Genomic DNA, 16,477 nt, shown 5'->3' with positions numbered 1-16,477 from the left:
GTCTTCCGCACTCAGCGGATGAACTCCTTGAGCTCCTCGGTCTCCAGCGTCACGTTCACCGGGCCCGGCAGCTCGGCCACGTGCCCGAACGCCAGCGTCACGACGCTCTCGTAGCGGCCGTTGTCGGGCTCGCTGTGCACCGTCACCGAACCGGCGTCCCGGTCGACCAGCAGGTACACCGGAATGCCGGTCTCCGCGTAGGCCTGCGGCTTCTCCACCCGGTCGCGCCGGTTGGCGTCGGTGTCGTACGACGTCACCTCGACCACCATCAGCACACCGGAGGGGTCGGCCCACTCCCCCTGGCCCGCGAAGTTGCGGCGGGGGGCGAGTGAACCGTCCGGCTTGGCGCGCCCGTTGCGGTAGTTCGCCACTTGCAAGCCCTGCTCGGGGTACAGCCGCAGGTCCGGACGCTGCGCCAGGCAGCGTTCCAGCACCCACATGATGATCTCGCCGTGGTCGCCGTCGGGCACCGGCTTGACTCCGATCCTGCCGTTGATGAACTCGAGCACCACGTCCCTTCGCTCTGCCGCTATGGCGATCTCTCTGAACTCGTCGAGTTCCATCTGCGGGCGCTCAGTCGTCATGACAGCCATGGTGACCTCCTCGGGGAGCTGCGGCCACAGTATGGGCAGTTCGACACCCGGCCGACGGGTCTTTCCCTCTTCCTACCCGCCAGTAGCTGGGCTACAGTGTCGGCACGCGCCAGCGCCGGGCTTCGGGAGCCGCACCGGGCGGTCGCGTTTCTTTCCTCTGTGTGCGCGTCGGCGTCGCTTCATGATCTTTGTCGGAGCGCCTGAGCACCACGGCACGTGCCCCTCGACGGAACCGGAGCGGACCGGTCCGTACCGCGGGGTCGCCGCTGTTCTTCTTCCGTTCCCCGTTTCTCCCGTGCCGCCGGCACACCCTCCCCCGTCACACCCTCCACCCGGGTTCGCGCTGCCGCGGCCGGGTGGTGGCGGGGGCCGCGGCACGGGCCCATGACAAGGAGTCAGGACAATGGAGCGTCCCTTCCCCACTGTTGCCGTCGTCGGCCTGGGCACCATGGGTGCCGGCGTGGCCGTGGCGGTGGCCCGCAGCGGCCGGCGGGTGATCGGCGTGGAGGCCGGCCCGACCCAGGCGCTGCGGGCGCTGGACCGGATCGAGGCGGCCACCGCCCGTGCGGTGGCGCGTGAGCGGCTGACCGCCGAGGAGCGCACCGCGCTGCTCGCGCTGATCGAGGTCGGCGACGACCTGACCGCGGCCGCGCAGGCGGACCTGGTGATCGAGGAGGTCCCGGAGGACCTGGAGCTCAAGCGCTCGCTGTTCGCCGAGCTGGACCGGATCTGCCCGCCGGAGACGGTGCTGGCGACCGGCACCACCGCGCTGAGCGTGACCCGGATCGCGGCGGCCACCGCCCGCCCGGAGCGGGTGCTCGGGGTGCACTTCTTCAACCCGGTGCACACCATGAAGCTGGTCGAGGTGGTCCGCACCGTGCTGACGTCGCCTCAGGCCGCCGACCAGGTGGCCGAGTTGGCCCGCGACCTGGGCAAGGAGCCGGTCGCGGCGGGCGACCGGGCGGGCTTCATCGCCAACGGCCTGCTGTTCGCCTACCTGAACCAGGCGGCGGCGATGTTCGAGTCCCGGTACGCCACCCGGGAGGACATCGACGCGGCGATGCGGCTGGGCTGCGGCCTGCCGATGGGCCCGCTCGCGCTGCTCGACCTGATCGGCGTGGACACCGCCCGCACGGTGCTGGAGGCGATGTACGAGCAGTCCCGGGACCGGCTGCACGCCCCGGCGCCGATCCTCGGCCAGCTGGTCGCGGCGGGCCTGCTGGGCCGCAAGTCGGGCCGCGGCTTCTACACCTACGCGGCCCCCGGCTCGTCCAAGGTGGTCGACGAGCGGGCCGCGGCCGCGAAGCCGCGGCCGGCCGGCCGCGAGGTGCGCAGCGTCGGCGTGTGCGGCAGCGGGACGATGGCGACCGGCATCGTGGAGGTGTTCGCGAAGGCGGGCTTCCCGGTGCTGCTGGCGGCCCGCAGCCAGGAGAAGGCGGAGCGGGCGAAGGCGCAGCTGGCGAAGGCGCTGGAGCGTTCGGTGTCGCGCGGCCGGCTGACCGAGCAGGCCCGGGACGAGGCGCTGGCGCTGGTCACCCCGGCGGCCGGCTACCAGGACCTGGCGGACGTCGACCTGGTGGTGGAGGCGGTGGCGGAGGACCTCGCGGTGAAGCGCGAGCTGTTCGCCACCCTGGACAAGATCGTCAAGCCGGGGGCGGTGCTGGCCACCACCACCTCCTCGCTGCCGGTGATCTCCTGCGCGACGGCGACCGGCCGCCCGCAGGACGTGGTCGGCATGCACTTCTTCAACCCGGCGCCGGCCATGCGGCTGGTCGAGGTGGTCTCCACGGTGCTGACCGCGGAGGACGTCACGGCGACCGTGCTGGAGCTGTGCGGCACGGTGAAGAAGCACCCGGTGGAGTGCGGCGACCGGGCCGGCTTCATCGTGAACGCCCTGCTGTTCCCGTACCTGAACGACGCGGTGCGGATGCTGGAGGAGCACTACGCGACGGTGGACGACATCGACACCGCGATGAAGCTGGGCTGCGGCTACCCGATGGGCCCGTTCGAACTGCTGGACGTGGTGGGCCTGGACGTGTCGCTGACCATCGAGAAGGTGCTGCACCAGGAGTTCCGGGAGCCGGGTCTGGCGGCCGCGCCGCTGCTGGAGCACCTGGTCGCGGCGGGCTGCCTGGGCCGCAAGACCGGCCGCGGTTTCCGCGACCACGCACGGCGATGACCGGCCGTCCGGGATCCTCGCCGAGCCCCCGTCCGTCGCCCGCCGGGGGCGTCAACCCGGCCGTTCCGCGGCCTCCTTGGGGTGCGGGCGCGGTCTCCTCGCGGTGGCCCCGGCCCGCCGTGACGCCCCCCTCGGCACCGGTGCGCAGGGCCAGGCCGGCAGGGGCGGCACCGGGTGCGTGTAGCGTTCCCGGCATGGATCGCCAGACCTCGCCTGCCCAGCAGCAGCCACCGGCCGCCGGGCCGGACCAGTCGCGGTCGGGGGTGGAGTCCGGACCGGGCAGTCGCCGGGCCGCCGCCCAGCGGCTGCAGATGCGCCAGGACCTCACGGCGGCGGCCATGCAGCTGTTCGCCACCCAGGGGTACGAGGAGACGACGGTCGATCAGATCGCGGCCGCGGCCGGGGTCGCCCGGCGCACCTTCTTCCGGTACTTCCGGTCGAAGGAGGAGGCGATCTTCCCGGACCACGACGACACCCTGGTGCGGGTGGCCGACCTGCTGGCCAGCGCCGAGCCGGAGGAGCACCCGCTGGACGTGGTGTGCCGGGGCATCAAGGAGGTGCTCCGGATGTACGCCTCCACCCCGGACATGTCGGTGGCCCGCTACCAGCTGATCCGCCAGGTGCCGGCGCTGCGCGAGCGGGAGATCGCGGTGGTCTCCCGGTACGAGCGGCTGTTCACCCGCTACCTGCTGGGCCGTTTCGACGCGGCCGAGCAGACCCCGCCGGGCTGGCAGCGCGGCGGGGACGACGACTCGATGCTGGCCGAGGTGTCGGCGGCGGCGGTGGTCGCGGCCCACAACCACGTGCTGCGGCGGTGGCTGCGGGCCGGCGGGCACGGCGACGTGGAGGCGCAGCTCGACCACTCCTTCGAGGTGATCCGGGGGACGTTCTGGCCGACCCCGCCGAGCGGCGCCCGCCGCCGCGGCACCACCGTGGCACCGGGTGCCAATGGTGACGGTGTGACACCGGAGGACTCCGCTGCCGTGAGCGCACTGAGTGCCAGCCCCGGTGGTGAGGTACTGATCACAGTGGCCCGCACGGATGCTCCGCTGGAGACCGTGGTGGATTCGATCCGGGCCGCGCTGGCGGGGCGAAACACCGTGTAATCCAGGCAGTTTCAGCAGGTGACAGGCAGATTCGAAGGCCCGTTCCCGTTTTCGGGAACGGGCCTTCGCGCGTCCCCGGCACGCCCCGGCACGGAGTGTCCTGGCTCACGCCACAAGTTGGCACCCCGTGTCTTTACGAGTGGCACAGGGTGCCACTACCTTGTTGCCACCGGTCGCGGCGCCGCGGCTCCCCACCTCGGCGCGCCGTCGTCCGGTGTCCCCCCTACCCGGGGGACGTGCACCCGCGACCCCACCCCTTCCGTCGCACCACCGCAGTACCGCCCTCAGACCCTCAGCGAAGCCGGTGTCCGCTCCCGGCTCCCCCAGACGCCCTGTGTCCCTCGCACAGGTACGCCTTCGGAGGCAGCCATGCAGGAAATTCTCGACGCGATCCTCAGCGGCAACGCCACGTCCGCCGACTATGCGGGCCTCGCGCTGCCCGAGTCCTACCGGGCCGTGACGCTCCACAAGGACGAGGAGCAGATGTTCGCCGGCCTCGCCAGCCGCGACAAGGACCCGCGCAAGTCGCTCCACCTCGACGACGTGCCGCTGCCCGAACTCGGCCCCGGCGAGGCCCTGGTGGCCGTGATGGCCAGCTCGGTCAACTACAACACGGTGTGGAGCTCGATCTTCGAGCCGGTCTCCACCTTCGGCTTCCTGGAGCGCTACGGCCGCCTGTCGCCGCTGACGAAGCGTCACGACCTGCCGTACCACGTGCTCGGCTCCGACCTGGCGGGCGTGGTGCTGCGCACCGGCGCCGGCGTCAACGCCTGGAAGCCGGGCGACGAGGTCGTCGCACACTGCCTGTCGGTCGAGCTGGAGTCCCCCGACGGCCACAACGACACGATGATGGACCCGGAGCAGCGCATCTGGGGCTTCGAGACCAACTTCGGCGGCCTGGCCCAGATCGCCCTGGTGAAGACCAACCAGCTGCTCCCCAAGCCCAAGCACCTCACCTGGGAGGAGGCCGCCTCCCCGGGCCTGGTCAACTCCACCGCCTACCGCCAGCTGGTCTCGCGCAACGGCGCGGGCATGAAGCAGGGCGACAACGTGCTGATCTGGGGCGCCAGCGGCGGCCTCGGCTCGTACGCCACCCAGTACGCGCTGGCCGGCGGCGCCACCCCGATCTGCGTGGTCTCCAGCCCGCAGAAGGCGGAGATCTGCCGGGCGATGGGCGCGGAGGCGATCATCGACCGCAACGCCGAGGGCTACCGGTTCTGGAAGGACGAGCACAACCAGGACCCGCGCGAGTGGAAGCGGTTCGGCGCGAAGATCCGCGAGTTCACCGGCGGCGAGGACGTGGACATCGTCTTCGAGCACCCCGGCCGCGAGACCTTCGGCGCGTCCGTCTACGTCACCCGCAAGGGCGGCACCATCGTCACCTGCGCCTCCACCTCCGGCTACATGCACCAGTACGACAACCGCTACCTGTGGATGTCGCTGAAGCGCATCGTCGGCTCGCACTTCGCCAACTACCGGGAGGCCTTCGAGGCCAACCGCCTGGTCGCCAAGGGCAAGATCCACCCGACCCTGTCCAAGGTCTACTCGCTGGAGGAGACCGGGCAGGCCGCGCTCGACGTGCACCGGAACACCCACCAGGGCAAGGTCGGCGTGCTCTGCCTGGCCCCGCAGGAGGGTCTGGGCGTGCGCGACCAGGAGCTGCGGGCGCAGCACCTCACCAAGATCAACGCCTTCCGGGACATCTGATGGGCGCTCAGGAACGCGACCGCCCCTGGCTGATGCGCACCTACGCCGGCCACTCCACGGCGAGCGACTCCAACGCGCTGTACCGGCGCAACCTCGCCAAGGGGCAGACCGGCCTGTCGGTGGCCTTCGACCTGCCGACCCAGACCGGCTACGACTCCGACCACGTCCTCGCCCGCGGCGAGGTCGGCCGGGTCGGCGTGCCGGTCGGGCACCTGGGCGACATGCGGACCCTGTTCGACGGGATCCCGCTGGAGCGCACCAACACCTCGATGACCATCAACGCCACCGCCATGTGGCTGCTGGCGCTGTACCAGGTGGTCGCCGAGGAGCAGGGCGCGGACATCGCCAAGCTCACCGGCACCACCCAGAACGACATCGTCAAGGAGTACCTGTCGCGCGGGACGCACGTCTTCCCGCCCGGCCCCTCCGTCCGGCTGATCACCGACATGATCGCCTACACGGTGGCGCACATCCCGAAGTGGAACCCGATCAACATCTGCAGCTACCACCTGCAGGAGGCCGGGGCGACCCCGGTCCAGGAGATCGCCTACTCGATGTGCACCGCGATCGCCGTCCTCGACGCCGTCCGCGACTCCGGGCAGGTCCCGGCCGAGCGGATGGGCGAGGTGGTCGCCCGGATCTCCTTCTTCGTCAACGCGGGCGTCCGCTTCGTCGAGGAGATGTGCAAGATGCGGGCCTTCACCCGGCTCTGGGAGAAGGTCACCCGGGAGCGCTACGGCATCGAGGACGCCAAGCAGCGGCGCTTCCGCTACGGCGTGCAGGTCAACTCGCTGGGCCTGACCGAGGCGCAGCCGGAGAACAACGTCCAGCGCATCGTGCTGGAGATGCTGGCCGTCACGCTGTCCAAGGACGCCCGCGCGCGGGCCGTCCAGCTCCCGGCCTGGAACGAGGCCCTGGGCCTGCCGCGGCCGTGGGACCAGCAGTGGTCGCTGCGCATCCAGCAGGTGCTGGCGTACGAGTCGGACCTGCTGGAGTACGGCGACCTGTTCAACGGCTCGCACGTGGTCGAGGAGAAGACCGCGGAGCTGCTGGCCGGCGCCGAGGCGGAGATCGCCAAGGTGCTGGACATGGGCGGGGTGATCCCGGCCGTCGAGTCCGGCTACCTGAAGTCCAGCCTGGTGGCCTCGCACGCCGCCCGGCGGGCCCGGATCGAGGCCGGCGAGGACAAGATCGTCGGCGTCAACTGCTTCGACACCACCGAGGAGAGCCCGCTCACCGCCGACCTGGACACCGCCATCATGGTGGTCGACCCGGCCTCCGAGCGGTCCGTGCTGGCCAACCTGGAGGCCTGGCGCGGCAGTCGGGACGAGGCTGCGGTGCAGGTCGCGCTGGCCCGCCTCAAGGAGGTGGCCGCCACCGAGGAGAACCTGATGGCCGCCACCCTCGCCTGCGCCCGGGCCGGCGCCACCACCGGCGAGTGGTCGTTCGCGCTGCGCGAGGTGTTCGGCGAGTACCGCGCCCCCACCGGGGTCGGCGGCGCGCCGGTCGCGGTCGCCGCCGAGCCGGGCGGCGAACTCGCCGCCGTCCGCGAGGCCGTGGCCGCCACCGCCGCCGAACTCGGCACCGGCAAGCTGCGCCTGCTGGTCGGCAAGCCCGGCCTGGACGGGCACTCCAACGGCGCCGAGCAGATCGCCGTGCGGGCCCGCGACGCCGGCTTCGAGGTGGTCTACCAGGGCATCCGCCTGACGCCCGAACAGATCGTCTCCGCCGCCGTCGCCGAGGACGTGCACTGCGTCGGCCTGTCCATCCTGTCCGGCGCGCACCCGGCGCTTGTGCCCGACGTCATACAGCGGTTGGACCGGGCCGGGGTGGAGGATGTGCCGGTGATCGTGGGTGGCATCATCCCGGCAGCGGACGCCGAGGCCCTCAGGGCCGCCGGAGTCGCTGCCGTGTTCACACCCAAGGACTTCGGCATCACCACCATCATCGGCCGGATCGTGGACGAGATCCGGCTGGCCAACAGGCTTCAGCCGTGGGCCGCGACCACCGCCGCGACCAGCTGACCCGGAAGGAACTCCCCTCATGACTGTGAACCGCCTCCGTCCGCGCCGTTCCTGCCTGGCGGTGCCGGGCAGCAACCCGCGCTTCCTGGAGAAGGCCCAGGGCCTGCCCGCCGACCAGGTCTTCCTGGACCTGGAGGACGCCTGCGCCCCGCTGGTCAAGGAGAGCGCCCGCCACAACATCGTGGACGCCCTGAACAACGGCGACTGGGGCGGCAAGACCCGGGTGGTCCGGGTCAACGACTGGACCACGCACTGGACCTACCGCGACGTCATCACCGTGGTCGAGGGCGCCGGGCAGAACCTGGACTGCATCATGCTGCCCAAGGTGCAGGACGCCCAGCAGGTGATCGCGCTGGACCTGCTGCTCACCCAGATCGAGAAGACGGTCGGCCTGGAGGTCGGCAAGATCGGCATCGAGGCGCAGATCGAGAACGCCAAGGGCCTGATCAACGTGGACGCCATCGCGCAGGCCTCGCCGCGCCTGGAGACCATCATCTTCGGCCCGGCCGACTTCATGGCCTCCATCAACATGAAGTCCCTGGTGGTCGGCGAGCAGCCGCCCGGCTACGGCGCCGACGCCTACCACTACATCCTGATGCGCATCCTGATGGCCGCCCGCGCCAACGACCTGCAGGCCATCGACGGCCCCTACCTGCAGATCCGCAACCAGGAGGGCTACCGCGAGGTCGCCCGCCGCTCCGCCGCGCTGGGCTTCGACGGCAAGTGGGTGCTGCACCCGGACCAGGTCTCCGCCGCCAACGAGATCTACTCGCCGGCGCAGGAGGACTACGACCACGCCGAGCTGATCCTCGACGCCTACGACTGGTGCACCTCCGAGGCGGGCGGCGCCAAGGGCTCCGCGATGCTCGGCGACGAGATGATCGACGAGGCCAGCCGCAAGATGGCCCTGGTCATCGCCGGCAAGGGCCGCGCCGCGGGCATGGAGCGCACCACCAAGTTCGAGATCCCGGGAGCCTGAGCCATGCAGTTCGGACGCACCTACGAGGAGTTCGAGGTCGGCGCGGTCTACAAGCACTGGCCCGGAAAGACCGTCACCGAGTACGACGACCACCTCTTCTGCCTGCTGACCATGAACCACCACCCGCTGCACCTGGACGCCAACTACGCGACCACCACCGTGCAGGGCCGGAACGTCGTCGTCGGCAACTACGTCTACTCGCTGCTGCTGGGCATGAGCGTCGAGGACGTCTCCGGCAAGGCGCTCGCCAACCTGGAGATCGAGTCGCTGCGCCACATCGCGCCGACCTTCCACGGCGACACCCTCTACGGCGAGACCACGGTCCTCGACAAGCACATGACCTCGAAGCCGGACCGCGGCATCGTCCACGTCGAGACCAAGGGCTACAAGCAGGACGGCACCGTCGTCTGCACCTTCCGCCGCAAGGTGATGGTGCCGACCGAGCAGTACCTGAAGGAGCGCGGCGGCGACCAGCCCGGCCGCCCCGAGCCGCTGGCCTGACGGCCTCCCGGACCCCGGACGGGCGGGCCGCCGTCATCGGCCCAGCCCCCACCCGGTACCGGGGGCTCCGCGGCAGCCACGCGCCGCGGAGCCCCCTCACCCCCAACCCTCTTGAGCAGTCACGGAGCCGCACGATGGGACGCCTCGCACAGACCGACGGCCTCACCGAGATCCAGCGGGACATCCTCGCCACCGTGCGGGAGTTCGTCGACAAGGAGATCATCCCGGTCGCCACCGAACTCGAGCACAAGGACGAGTACCCGACCGCCATCGTCGAGGGCATGAAGCAGCTCGGCCTGTTCGGGCTGACCATCCCCGAGGAGTTCGGCGGCCTCGGCGAGTCGCTGCTCACCTACGCCCTGGTGGTGGAGGAGATCGCCCGCGGCTGGATGTCCGTCTCCGGCATCGTCAACACCCACTTCATCGTGGCGCACATGATCAACGCGCACGGCACCCGGGAGCAGAAGGACTACTTCCTCCCGAAGATGGCCGCCGGCGAGCTGCGCGGCGCCTTCTCGATGTCCGAGCCGGGCCTCGGCTCCGACGTGTCGGCGATCTCCACCAAGGGCGTGAAGGACGGAGAGTTCTACGTCCTGAACGGCCAGAAGATGTGGCTGACCAACGGCGGCACCTCGTCCGTGGTCGCGGTGCTCTGCAAGACCGACGAGGGCGGCAGCACGCCCTACAAGAACATGACCACCTTCCTGATCGAGAAGACCCCGGGCTTCGGGCCGAACGAGACCGTTCCAGGCCTCACCGTCCCCGGCAAGATCGAGAAGATGGGGTACAAGGGCGTCGACACCACCGAGCTGGTGCTCCAGGACGTCCGGATCCCGGCGGACCGCATCCTGGGCGGCGTCCCCGGCAAGGGCTTCTACCAGATGATGGACGGCGTCGAGGTCGGCCGCGTCAACGTGGCCGCGCGCGGCTGCGGCGTGGCCCGCCGAGCCTTCGAGCTGGGCATCGCCTACGCGCAGCAGCGCACCACCTTCGGCAAGAAGATCGCCGAGCACCAGGCGATCCAGTTCAAGCTCGCCGAGATGGCCACCAAGGTCGAGGCCGCGCACCAGATGATGGTGATGGCCGCCCGCAAGAAGGACAGCGGGCAGCGCAACGACCTGGAGGCCGGCATGGCCAAGTACCTGGCCTCCGAGTACTGCAAGGAGGTCGTCGAGGACTCGTTCCGGATCCACGGCGGCTACGGGTTCTCCAAGGAGTACGAGATCGAGCGGCTGTACCGGGAGGCCCCGATGCTGCTGATCGGTGAAGGTACGGCGGAGATCCAGAAGATGATCGTGGGACGTCGCCTGCTGGAGGAGTACCGGCTCGCCGACTGAGGCAGTCCCGTTCCGGAGCCGGTGGCGGGCGTGCGGGCCCGCCCCGGCCGGACCGTGCCCGCCCCCCGGCCTGGTCAGCCGACCCGGGGGCGGGCACGGCGCACGATGCGGCCGCCCGGCGCGTTTCCCCAGGTACGCGCCGGACGGCCGCTTCCGTGCACTGCCTGTGACCGGCGTGTCGCTGAGACGTGAATCACCCGTGACCCGAGACCTCTTGGGGAACCGCACCCCGTCCGGTTACGGTCGTACACATAGCAGGTGCACGACTCGGCAGGCAGGCGTAGTTCGACTAGCAGGCGGCTTGCCCAGATACCGGCAGGTCCCGATAGCATCCACCGGGACAGCAGCCGTCCCAGACAACTCGATCCCCGCGGTGGCCCCCGTCCAGGGGCCATTCTGTGTCCCCGCGCGGGGCCCGCGACTAAAGGTCTTCGATGCCCATCAGCCCGTCCCCTCACACCTCCGCCCAGGGTTTCGTTCCCGAGGGTCGGCGTCCCCGCGTGACCATCGCGCGCGGTGCCACCCCCTGGTTCGTCCCCACGCTGGCCACCGCCGCCGTGACGACCGCCCTCACCCGGCGCTCCGGCAAGTGGGCCCTGGCGGCCGTGCCCGCCTGCGCGCTCAGCGCGGGCATGCTGTGGTTCTTCCGCGACCCCGAGCGTGAGATCGGCGCCGGCAGAGTGATCTCCCCGGCCGACGGCGTGGTCCAGTCCATCGACGAGTGGCCGGACGGCCGCACCCGGGTCGCGATCTTCATGAGCCCGCTCAACGTCCACGTCAACCGCGCGCCGCTGCCCGGCACCGTGACGTCCGTCGAGCACATCGCCGGTGGATTCGTCCCGGCGTTCAACAAGGACAGCGACCGCAACGAGCGCGTCGTGTGGCACTTCGACACCGAGCTCGGCGACATCGAGATGGTGCAGATCGCGGGCGCCGTCGCCCGCCGCATCGTCCCCTACATGGACGCCGGCACCAAGGTCGAGCAGGGCGAGCGGGTCGGTCTGATCCGCTTCGGCTCCCGCGTCGACACCTACCTGCCGGCGGGCGTCGAGGTCGGCGTCACGGTCGGCCAGAAGACCACCGCCGGGGTGACTCGCCTTGACCGTGACTGATCCGGAGGCTCTCGTGGGCCTCGCCGACGAGGAATCCACCGAGCTGCGCCGCCGCCGCTGGGCGCGGGACCGCGAACTGCGCGCGCCCCGCTCCCCGCAGCACCTGTCCACCGCCGACTTCCTGACCCTCGGCAACGCGGTCTGCGGCTTCCTCGCCATCTACTCGACCACCACCGGCATCCTGATGCCGCACCTCACCGGTGAGTCGAACGCCCCCGTCAAGCACAGCGCCGCCACCGTGGTGACGCTGCTGCTGATCGGCGCGATGTGCGACCTCTTCGACGGCCTGGTGGCGCGCAAGCTGCGCTCCTCCGCGCTCGGCGCCGAGCTCGACAACCTGGCCGACCTGATCAGCTTCGGCATCGCGCCGGCGTACTTCGTCGCGGTGTGGGGCCTGGTCTCCTCCGGCTCCAACCAGCAGCTGTCGGCGTTCATCGCGCTGACCGTCCTGCTGGCGGTGGTGCTGCGGCTCGCCCGATTCTCGGCCGTGAAGATGCGGCCGGGGATCTTCCAGGGCATGCCGTGCCCGATGGGCGCGATGACCGTCATCGCGATCGTGCTGCTCGACCCGCCGTTCGTCCCCGGCCTGCTGCTGATCTTCGGTGTGGCCTACCTGATGGTCAGCCGGATCGAGTACCCGAAGCCGCAGGGCCTGCTGGCCACCGCGACGGTGGCCTGGATCGTGGTCTCCATCGGCTGCCTGGCCTCCTGGGCGGCGGGCCTGCCCGGCGGCGACACCCTGATGCACATCGGCGCGCTCGCCCAGATCGCGCTGGCCGCGATGGCGCCGCTGCTGGTCATCCGCCGCAAGGTCGGCGAGAAGGTGGGCGTGGTCCGCGCCCGCCGCGCGGAGAACCGCGGCTGACGACGGCACAGCAGAAAGCCCCCCGCTCGGTCCGAGCGGGGGGCTTTCTCGTGGTCCGGTGCGGTCACGCGCCGCCGGTGTGCACCGAGAACGCGCTGCGGCGGGCGGCCCGGGCCACCGCCGGGTCCGGGTGCACCGAGGCCACGGCCGTCAGCACGCTCGCGGCCCGCGGGTGGCCGGACTGCCGGGCCCGGTGGAACAGCCGGACGGGCTCGCCCGCCGACGCGCCCTCGACGTGCCCGACCAGCAGCGCGGTCTCGCCGTGGTCGAGGACGGCGGCGGCGGTGTCCACCCACAGCCAGGCGGCGTCCTCCGCGCCCAGCACGTCGGCCGGGGAGACGCCCCCCTCGTCCAGCTGTTCGGCCAGCCAGAGCAGCGCGTAGGGCCGCAGGACGGCCTCCTCGACGGCGGCCCGGACGCCCTGCTCGGCGGTGGAGCCCGCCACCACCCGCAGCGCCTCGAACGCCAGGCCGCGGACCAGCGCGTCCTCGCCGCGGGCGGCCTCCAGCAGTTCGGCGACCGCACGGTCGGCGGGGCGGGCGGCGACCCAGGCGCGGAACTCGGCGCGGGCCGGCCCCGGGCTGTAGTCGGCGCAGGCGCTCAGCAGCTCCTGCGCGCTCTGCTCGATGTGGCCGGCGGCGGTCTGCGCGACGGTGCAGATCTCCTCCAGCTTGGCCCGCACCGCCCAGTGGCCGAGCGGGGACAGCTCGGCGGCCTCGTCCTCCCGGCCGAGCGCGCCGACGGCGGCCAGGCCGTCGAGCATCCAGTCCAGGACGGCGGCCACGTCGGCGGGCGAGTGCGGGGTGTCGATCTGCGGTTCGCGGCAGGTGCCGCGGACGGCGGAGACCGCGGACGCGGCGTGCGGCACCGGCGAGAGCGGGAAGGTGCCCGGGCCGAGCCGGCGCTCGTCCAGGCCGCGGCGGAGCAGTTCGAGCAGTTCGCTGTCGGCGACCGGCCCGTCCACCAGGTGCAGGAAGGACAGCAGCTGCGGGGCCTGGTCGACCGCCTGGCCGGCCAGCTGGGCGAACACCCCGCGGAGCGCGGCGGGCGGCACCGGGGCGAGCAGCGTCCAGGCGTCGAACAGCGCGGACCAGCCGCGGATCACGGCCTCGTCGTCGCGCTCCCAGGCGTGCAGCCGCCAGCCCGGCCCGGCGCCGCCGTCGCGGAGCTCGACCAGGCCGACCAGCAGCGCCTGGCCCCAGGCGTTGGCGGCGGCGCCGACGGTCATCGAGAGGGCGCGGCCGGCGGCGCGGGCGTCCTCGGGGAGGAGTTCGCCGCGCTTGTCGACCTCGGTGAGCTCGCCGGCCCAGTGGGCGACGCGGACCGCGTCGGCGAGCATCCGGCGGGCCAGCGGGGCGAGCTCGGCGGGTGCGGGGAAGCCGTCCGGGACAGGCACTCGGCCCCGTCCGGGCTTGGCGGGTACCCGGCGGCGGTTGGCTGCGGCGGGTACGGTGCCCTCCGCACGCCCGACGGCCGTTCCGGGCAGACGGGTCACCGTCGCACCGATGCGGCGGGGCGGGTGCGGGGCATCACGGTCGCGCGGGTTCCGAGACGTCACGCCGTGCAGTCTTCCCCTTGCACCGGCCTTCTGTCACATCGACTGCCGGGCTGTCTCGGCGCATTGTCCGAACCGTTCGAACGACGGGCGGACAAGCCGTGTCAAAGCGGGACGAACCACTCCGCTTTCCGTCATGGACATGTCGCAGGGGGTCACCGCTACGACATGAGGACGCGGCGGACCCGGTTCCGGTTCCGCCGCGCACCCGCCGGACGCTCACAGCAACGGGGTCAGGAACCGCCGCAGCGCCTCGGTGTACCCCGCCGGATCGGCGTTCCACAGCGCCGCGTGCTGCGCATGTGGCACCGAGTGCAGGCTCACCAGGTCCTCCCGCTCCGCCGCGAGCCGCCGGGCGGGGGCCCACGGCGTGATCGGGTCGTCCGGGCTCTGCAGCAGCAGCGTCGGCGCGGGCAGGTCGGCGCCCGACGCGATCCGGGCGAAGTCCGCCAGGTCCACGCCGGTGCGGCCCTGCGCGGAGAGCGCGCCCAGCTCGGCCAGCATCGGGGACGCGCCGCGACCGGCCGCCGCCCGGCGCACCGACTCCGACCAGTCCAGCACCGGGGAGTCCAGCACCAGCCCCGCGATCCGCTCCCGCCGGGCCGAACGGGCGGCCGTCTGCAGCGCGATGGTCGCGCCCATCGACCACCCGCACAGCACCACCCGGCCCGCGCCGTGGTCGAGCGCCGACCCGATCGCCGCGTCCACGTCCTGCCACTCGGTCTCACCGAAGTGCGCCAGCCCGTCCGGCGACACCGGGGCGCCGGCGTCGCCCCGGTAGGTGACGGTCAGCGTGGGCAGCCGCAGGGCGTGCAGCAGCGGCAGCACCGGCAGCGCCTGCGAACGGCCCGCGGCCGCGCCGTGGATCAGCACCACGCAGGTGCCGCGCATCCCGGTCGTCCGCCACGCCGGGAACGCGCCGAGATCGCCGGGCACGGCGGTGTCGGTGAAGTCCAGGCCGAGCGCGCTGCGCGGATCCCCGATCAGCACCCGCGGGGTCAGCCGCACCTCGGTGCCGACGGCGAGGGTGCCGTGCTCCGCCCGCTCCAGCCGCCTGGTCACCCGCCCGCCCGCGGCCGCCAGCACCTCCCCCACCACCGCGTGGCCGCCCTCCCCCCACTCCAGGGCGTAGTGCCCGCGCCGGACGGTGTCCGGCGTCGCCGTCAGCGTCACCCGCCCCGGCCCCAGCTCGTGCACCGTCACCGCCGGCGGCGGCTCCACCGCTCCCGGCTGCACCACCCCGTCCGACACCTTCCGGCCCAGCAGCAGGAACGCCCCCACTCCGGCCCCTGCGGCGGCGGCTGCGACAACGGCGGCGGTTCCCCAACGCATGGCAATCTCCCGAGTCCTGACGATCCACTGCCTCCAGTGCACCTGCCCGCCCGCCCCACGGCGAATCGGAACCCCACCGGGAGTGACGGCGGGGCCGGTTCCGGGCCCGTACCGATTGCCCCCTGACGATTCTTCAATTCGCACACCATTCGAATCCGGGTGGGCTTCCGGCGGGCCGGCGTCGTCCTCCCCGCGGAGGGGGGCGGACACGTACCGCGGGGGACCGGGCGGGCCTTTTCCGGAACGGCTTCGGGGGGCGGGTCCGGCCCGCTCCCGCCGCCTCCCGACGTCTGCGGGTGGCGACGGTGTGTGACCAAACGCTCTGTCGCGTCGGTTGACTGGCCGGAAGCGGGCGTGGTGGGATCTTCGGGCCAAACGGAGGTAAACAGAGGAAGCCGGTGCGAGTCCGGCGCGGTCCCGCCACTGTGACCGGGCGCCCCACGACGAGGGGGTGACCGGAAGTCAGGAGACTCTGGCCTTCGTTCCGTCGATCCAGGGCGCGGACCCTGAGTGAGGACACGACGCCATGCGGGCTGCCCCGTACCTGGTGGGCGCGGTCGCGGGATATCTCGCGGACGCCCGGCTGGGCGACCCTCGGCGCGGACACCCCGTCGCCCTGTTCGGCACCGCCGCGACCCGACTGGAACGCCGGCTCTGGCGCGACCACCGCGGTGCGGGCGCGGCCTACACCGCGATCGCCGTCGGCGCCGTCGCGGGCGGCGCGGCGCTCGCCGCGCGGGCCGTGCGGCGTTCGCCGCTGGCCTCGGCGGCACTGACCGCCGGTGCGACCTTCACCGTCCTCGGCGGGACGTCGCTCTCCCGGGAGGCCCGGACGATCGGGAAGTCGCTGGCGGACGGCGACCTGACGGCCGCTCGGGAACGGCTCCCCCACCTGTGCGGGCGCGACCCGTCCGGCCTGGACGAGCAGCAGATCGCGCGGGCCGTGGTGGAGTCCGTCGCGGAGAACACCGCCGACGCGGTCGTCAACGCGCTGGTGTGGGGCGGCCTCGCGGGCGCGCCCGGGCTGCTGGCGTTCCGGGCGGTGAACACGCTGGACGCGATGGTGGGTCACAAGTCCGCCCGCTACCGCCGCTTCGGCTGGGCCTCCGCCCGCCTGGACGACGTCGCCGGGTGGCCCGGAGCGAGGCTCACCGCGCTGCTGACGGTCGCCGCGTCCGACTCCCCCG

The 16,477-nt window shown here is 72.3% G+C and carries 13 protein-coding genes and 1 riboswitch; of the genes, 10 read left to right on the top strand and 3 right to left on the bottom strand.

What is annotated here, in order from left to right; all coding sequences use genetic code 11:
• Positions 1–11: 11 nt before the first annotated feature.
• Positions 12–593 (bottom strand): Uma2 family endonuclease, encoded by a 582-nt coding sequence (locus KCH_RS26725; protein ID WP_035867177.1) that lies wholly within the window; start codon positions 591–593, stop codon positions 12–14.
• 403 nt (positions 594–996) lie between these two features.
• Between KCH_RS26725 and KCH_RS26720 the strand changes: the two genes are divergently transcribed.
• From KCH_RS26720 to KCH_RS26680, 9 genes are all read left to right on the top strand, one after another.
• Positions 997–2,772 carry a 3-hydroxyacyl-CoA dehydrogenase family protein gene (locus KCH_RS26720; RefSeq protein WP_035867176.1) on the top strand — a complete coding sequence of 592 codons (1,776 nt, stop codon included), beginning with the start codon at positions 997–999 and terminating at the stop codon, positions 2,770–2,772.
• 194 nt (positions 2,773–2,966) lie between these two features.
• A complete protein-coding gene (locus KCH_RS26715) occupies positions 2,967–3,878 on the top strand; it encodes a TetR family transcriptional regulator (protein ID WP_035867173.1) in 912 nt (303 codons plus the stop codon).
• Between the two features lie 369 nt (positions 3,879–4,247).
• Positions 4,248–5,585 (top strand): crotonyl-CoA carboxylase/reductase, encoded by a 1,338-nt coding sequence (gene ccrA, locus KCH_RS26710; RefSeq protein ID WP_035867170.1) that lies wholly within the window; start codon positions 4,248–4,250, stop codon positions 5,583–5,585.
• Positions 5,585–7,609, top strand: a complete 2,025-nt coding sequence (locus tag KCH_RS26705; RefSeq protein ID WP_084223936.1) for a protein meaA — start codon at positions 5,585–5,587, stop codon at positions 7,607–7,609. Before ccrA ends, KCH_RS26705 begins: the two co-directional genes overlap by 1 nt.
• 19 nt (positions 7,610–7,628) lie before the next feature.
• The gene (locus KCH_RS26700) at positions 7,629–8,588 is read left to right on the top strand and encodes an HpcH/HpaI aldolase/citrate lyase family protein (RefSeq protein ID WP_035867169.1); all 960 of its coding nucleotides are present in this window, start codon (positions 7,629–7,631) and stop codon (positions 8,586–8,588) included.
• 3 nt (positions 8,589–8,591) lie between these two features.
• A complete protein-coding gene (locus KCH_RS26695; protein WP_035867168.1) occupies positions 8,592–9,089 on the top strand; it encodes a MaoC family dehydratase in 498 nt (165 codons plus the stop codon).
• Positions 9,090–9,223: 134 nt separating this feature from the next.
• Positions 9,224–10,426, top strand: coding sequence for an acyl-CoA dehydrogenase family protein (locus KCH_RS26690; protein WP_035867166.1), 1,203 nt, complete (start codon positions 9,224–9,226; stop codon positions 10,424–10,426).
• A gap of 434 nt (positions 10,427–10,860) precedes the next feature.
• Positions 10,861–11,538, top strand: a complete 678-nt coding sequence (locus KCH_RS26685) for a phosphatidylserine decarboxylase (protein ID WP_035867163.1) — start codon at positions 10,861–10,863, stop codon at positions 11,536–11,538.
• A complete protein-coding gene (locus KCH_RS26680) occupies positions 11,525–12,403 on the top strand; it encodes a CDP-alcohol phosphatidyltransferase family protein (protein WP_380365256.1) in 879 nt (292 codons plus the stop codon). Before KCH_RS26685 ends, KCH_RS26680 begins: the two co-directional genes overlap by 14 nt.
• Positions 12,404–12,467: 64 nt before the next feature.
• Here KCH_RS26680 and KCH_RS26675 read toward each other — a convergent pair whose 3' ends face one another.
• Together KCH_RS26675 and KCH_RS26670 are read right to left on the bottom strand one after the other, a co-directional pair.
• Positions 12,468–13,799 carry a hypothetical protein gene (locus KCH_RS26675; protein WP_035867161.1) on the bottom strand — a complete coding sequence of 444 codons (1,332 nt, stop codon included), beginning with the start codon at positions 13,797–13,799 and terminating at the stop codon, positions 12,468–12,470.
• A 378-nt stretch (positions 13,800–14,177) separates the two neighbouring features.
• Positions 14,178–15,290: an alpha/beta fold hydrolase gene (locus KCH_RS26670; protein ID WP_035867159.1), complete on the bottom strand. Its 1,113-nt coding sequence runs from the start codon at positions 15,288–15,290 to the stop codon at positions 14,178–14,180.
• A gap of 362 nt (positions 15,291–15,652) precedes the next feature.
• A riboswitch (cobalamin riboswitch) is annotated at positions 15,653–15,785 on the top strand.
• A 31-nt stretch (positions 15,786–15,816) separates the two neighbouring features.
• On the opposite strand from KCH_RS26670, the gene KCH_RS26665 reads away from it, so the two are divergent.
• Positions 15,817–16,477: cobalamin biosynthesis protein (locus tag KCH_RS26665; protein WP_063750185.1), on the top strand; the 661-nt coding region annotated here is incomplete at its 3' end.

Origin of the sequence: Kitasatospora cheerisanensis KCTC 2395 (genome assembly GCF_000696185.1) — a bacterium.
GTDB classification, from domain to species: domain Bacteria; phylum Actinomycetota; class Actinomycetes; order Streptomycetales; family Streptomycetaceae; genus Kitasatospora; species Kitasatospora cheerisanensis.
The sequence above is the reverse complement of the archived record's forward strand: the minus strand, read 5'-3'. Positions and strand labels throughout refer to the sequence as shown.

What these genes read in the sequence shown, in the direction of transcription:
- KCH_RS26725 (WP_035867177.1), bottom strand. Translation starts at nt 593, where the DNA reads ATGGCTGTCATGACGACTGAGCGCCCGCAGATGGAACTCGACGAGTTC.
- KCH_RS26720 (WP_035867176.1), top strand. Translation starts at nt 997, where the DNA reads ATGGAGCGTCCCTTCCCCACTGTTGCCGTCGTCGGCCTGGGCACCATG.
- KCH_RS26715 (WP_035867173.1), top strand. Translation starts at nt 2,967, where the DNA reads ATGGATCGCCAGACCTCGCCTGCCCAGCAGCAGCCACCGGCCGCCGGG.
- ccrA (WP_035867170.1), top strand. Translation starts at nt 4,248, where the DNA reads ATGCAGGAAATTCTCGACGCGATCCTCAGCGGCAACGCCACGTCCGCC.
- KCH_RS26705 (WP_084223936.1), top strand. Translation starts at nt 5,585, where the DNA reads ATGGGCGCTCAGGAACGCGACCGCCCCTGGCTGATGCGCACCTACGCC.
- KCH_RS26700 (WP_035867169.1), top strand. Translation starts at nt 7,629, where the DNA reads ATGACTGTGAACCGCCTCCGTCCGCGCCGTTCCTGCCTGGCGGTGCCG.
- KCH_RS26695 (WP_035867168.1), top strand. Translation starts at nt 8,592, where the DNA reads ATGCAGTTCGGACGCACCTACGAGGAGTTCGAGGTCGGCGCGGTCTAC.
- KCH_RS26690 (WP_035867166.1), top strand. Translation starts at nt 9,224, where the DNA reads ATGGGACGCCTCGCACAGACCGACGGCCTCACCGAGATCCAGCGGGAC.
- KCH_RS26685 (WP_035867163.1), top strand. Translation starts at nt 10,861, where the DNA reads ATGCCCATCAGCCCGTCCCCTCACACCTCCGCCCAGGGTTTCGTTCCC.
- KCH_RS26670 (WP_035867159.1), bottom strand. Translation starts at nt 15,290, where the DNA reads ATGCGTTGGGGAACCGCCGCCGTTGTCGCAGCCGCCGCCGCAGGGGCC.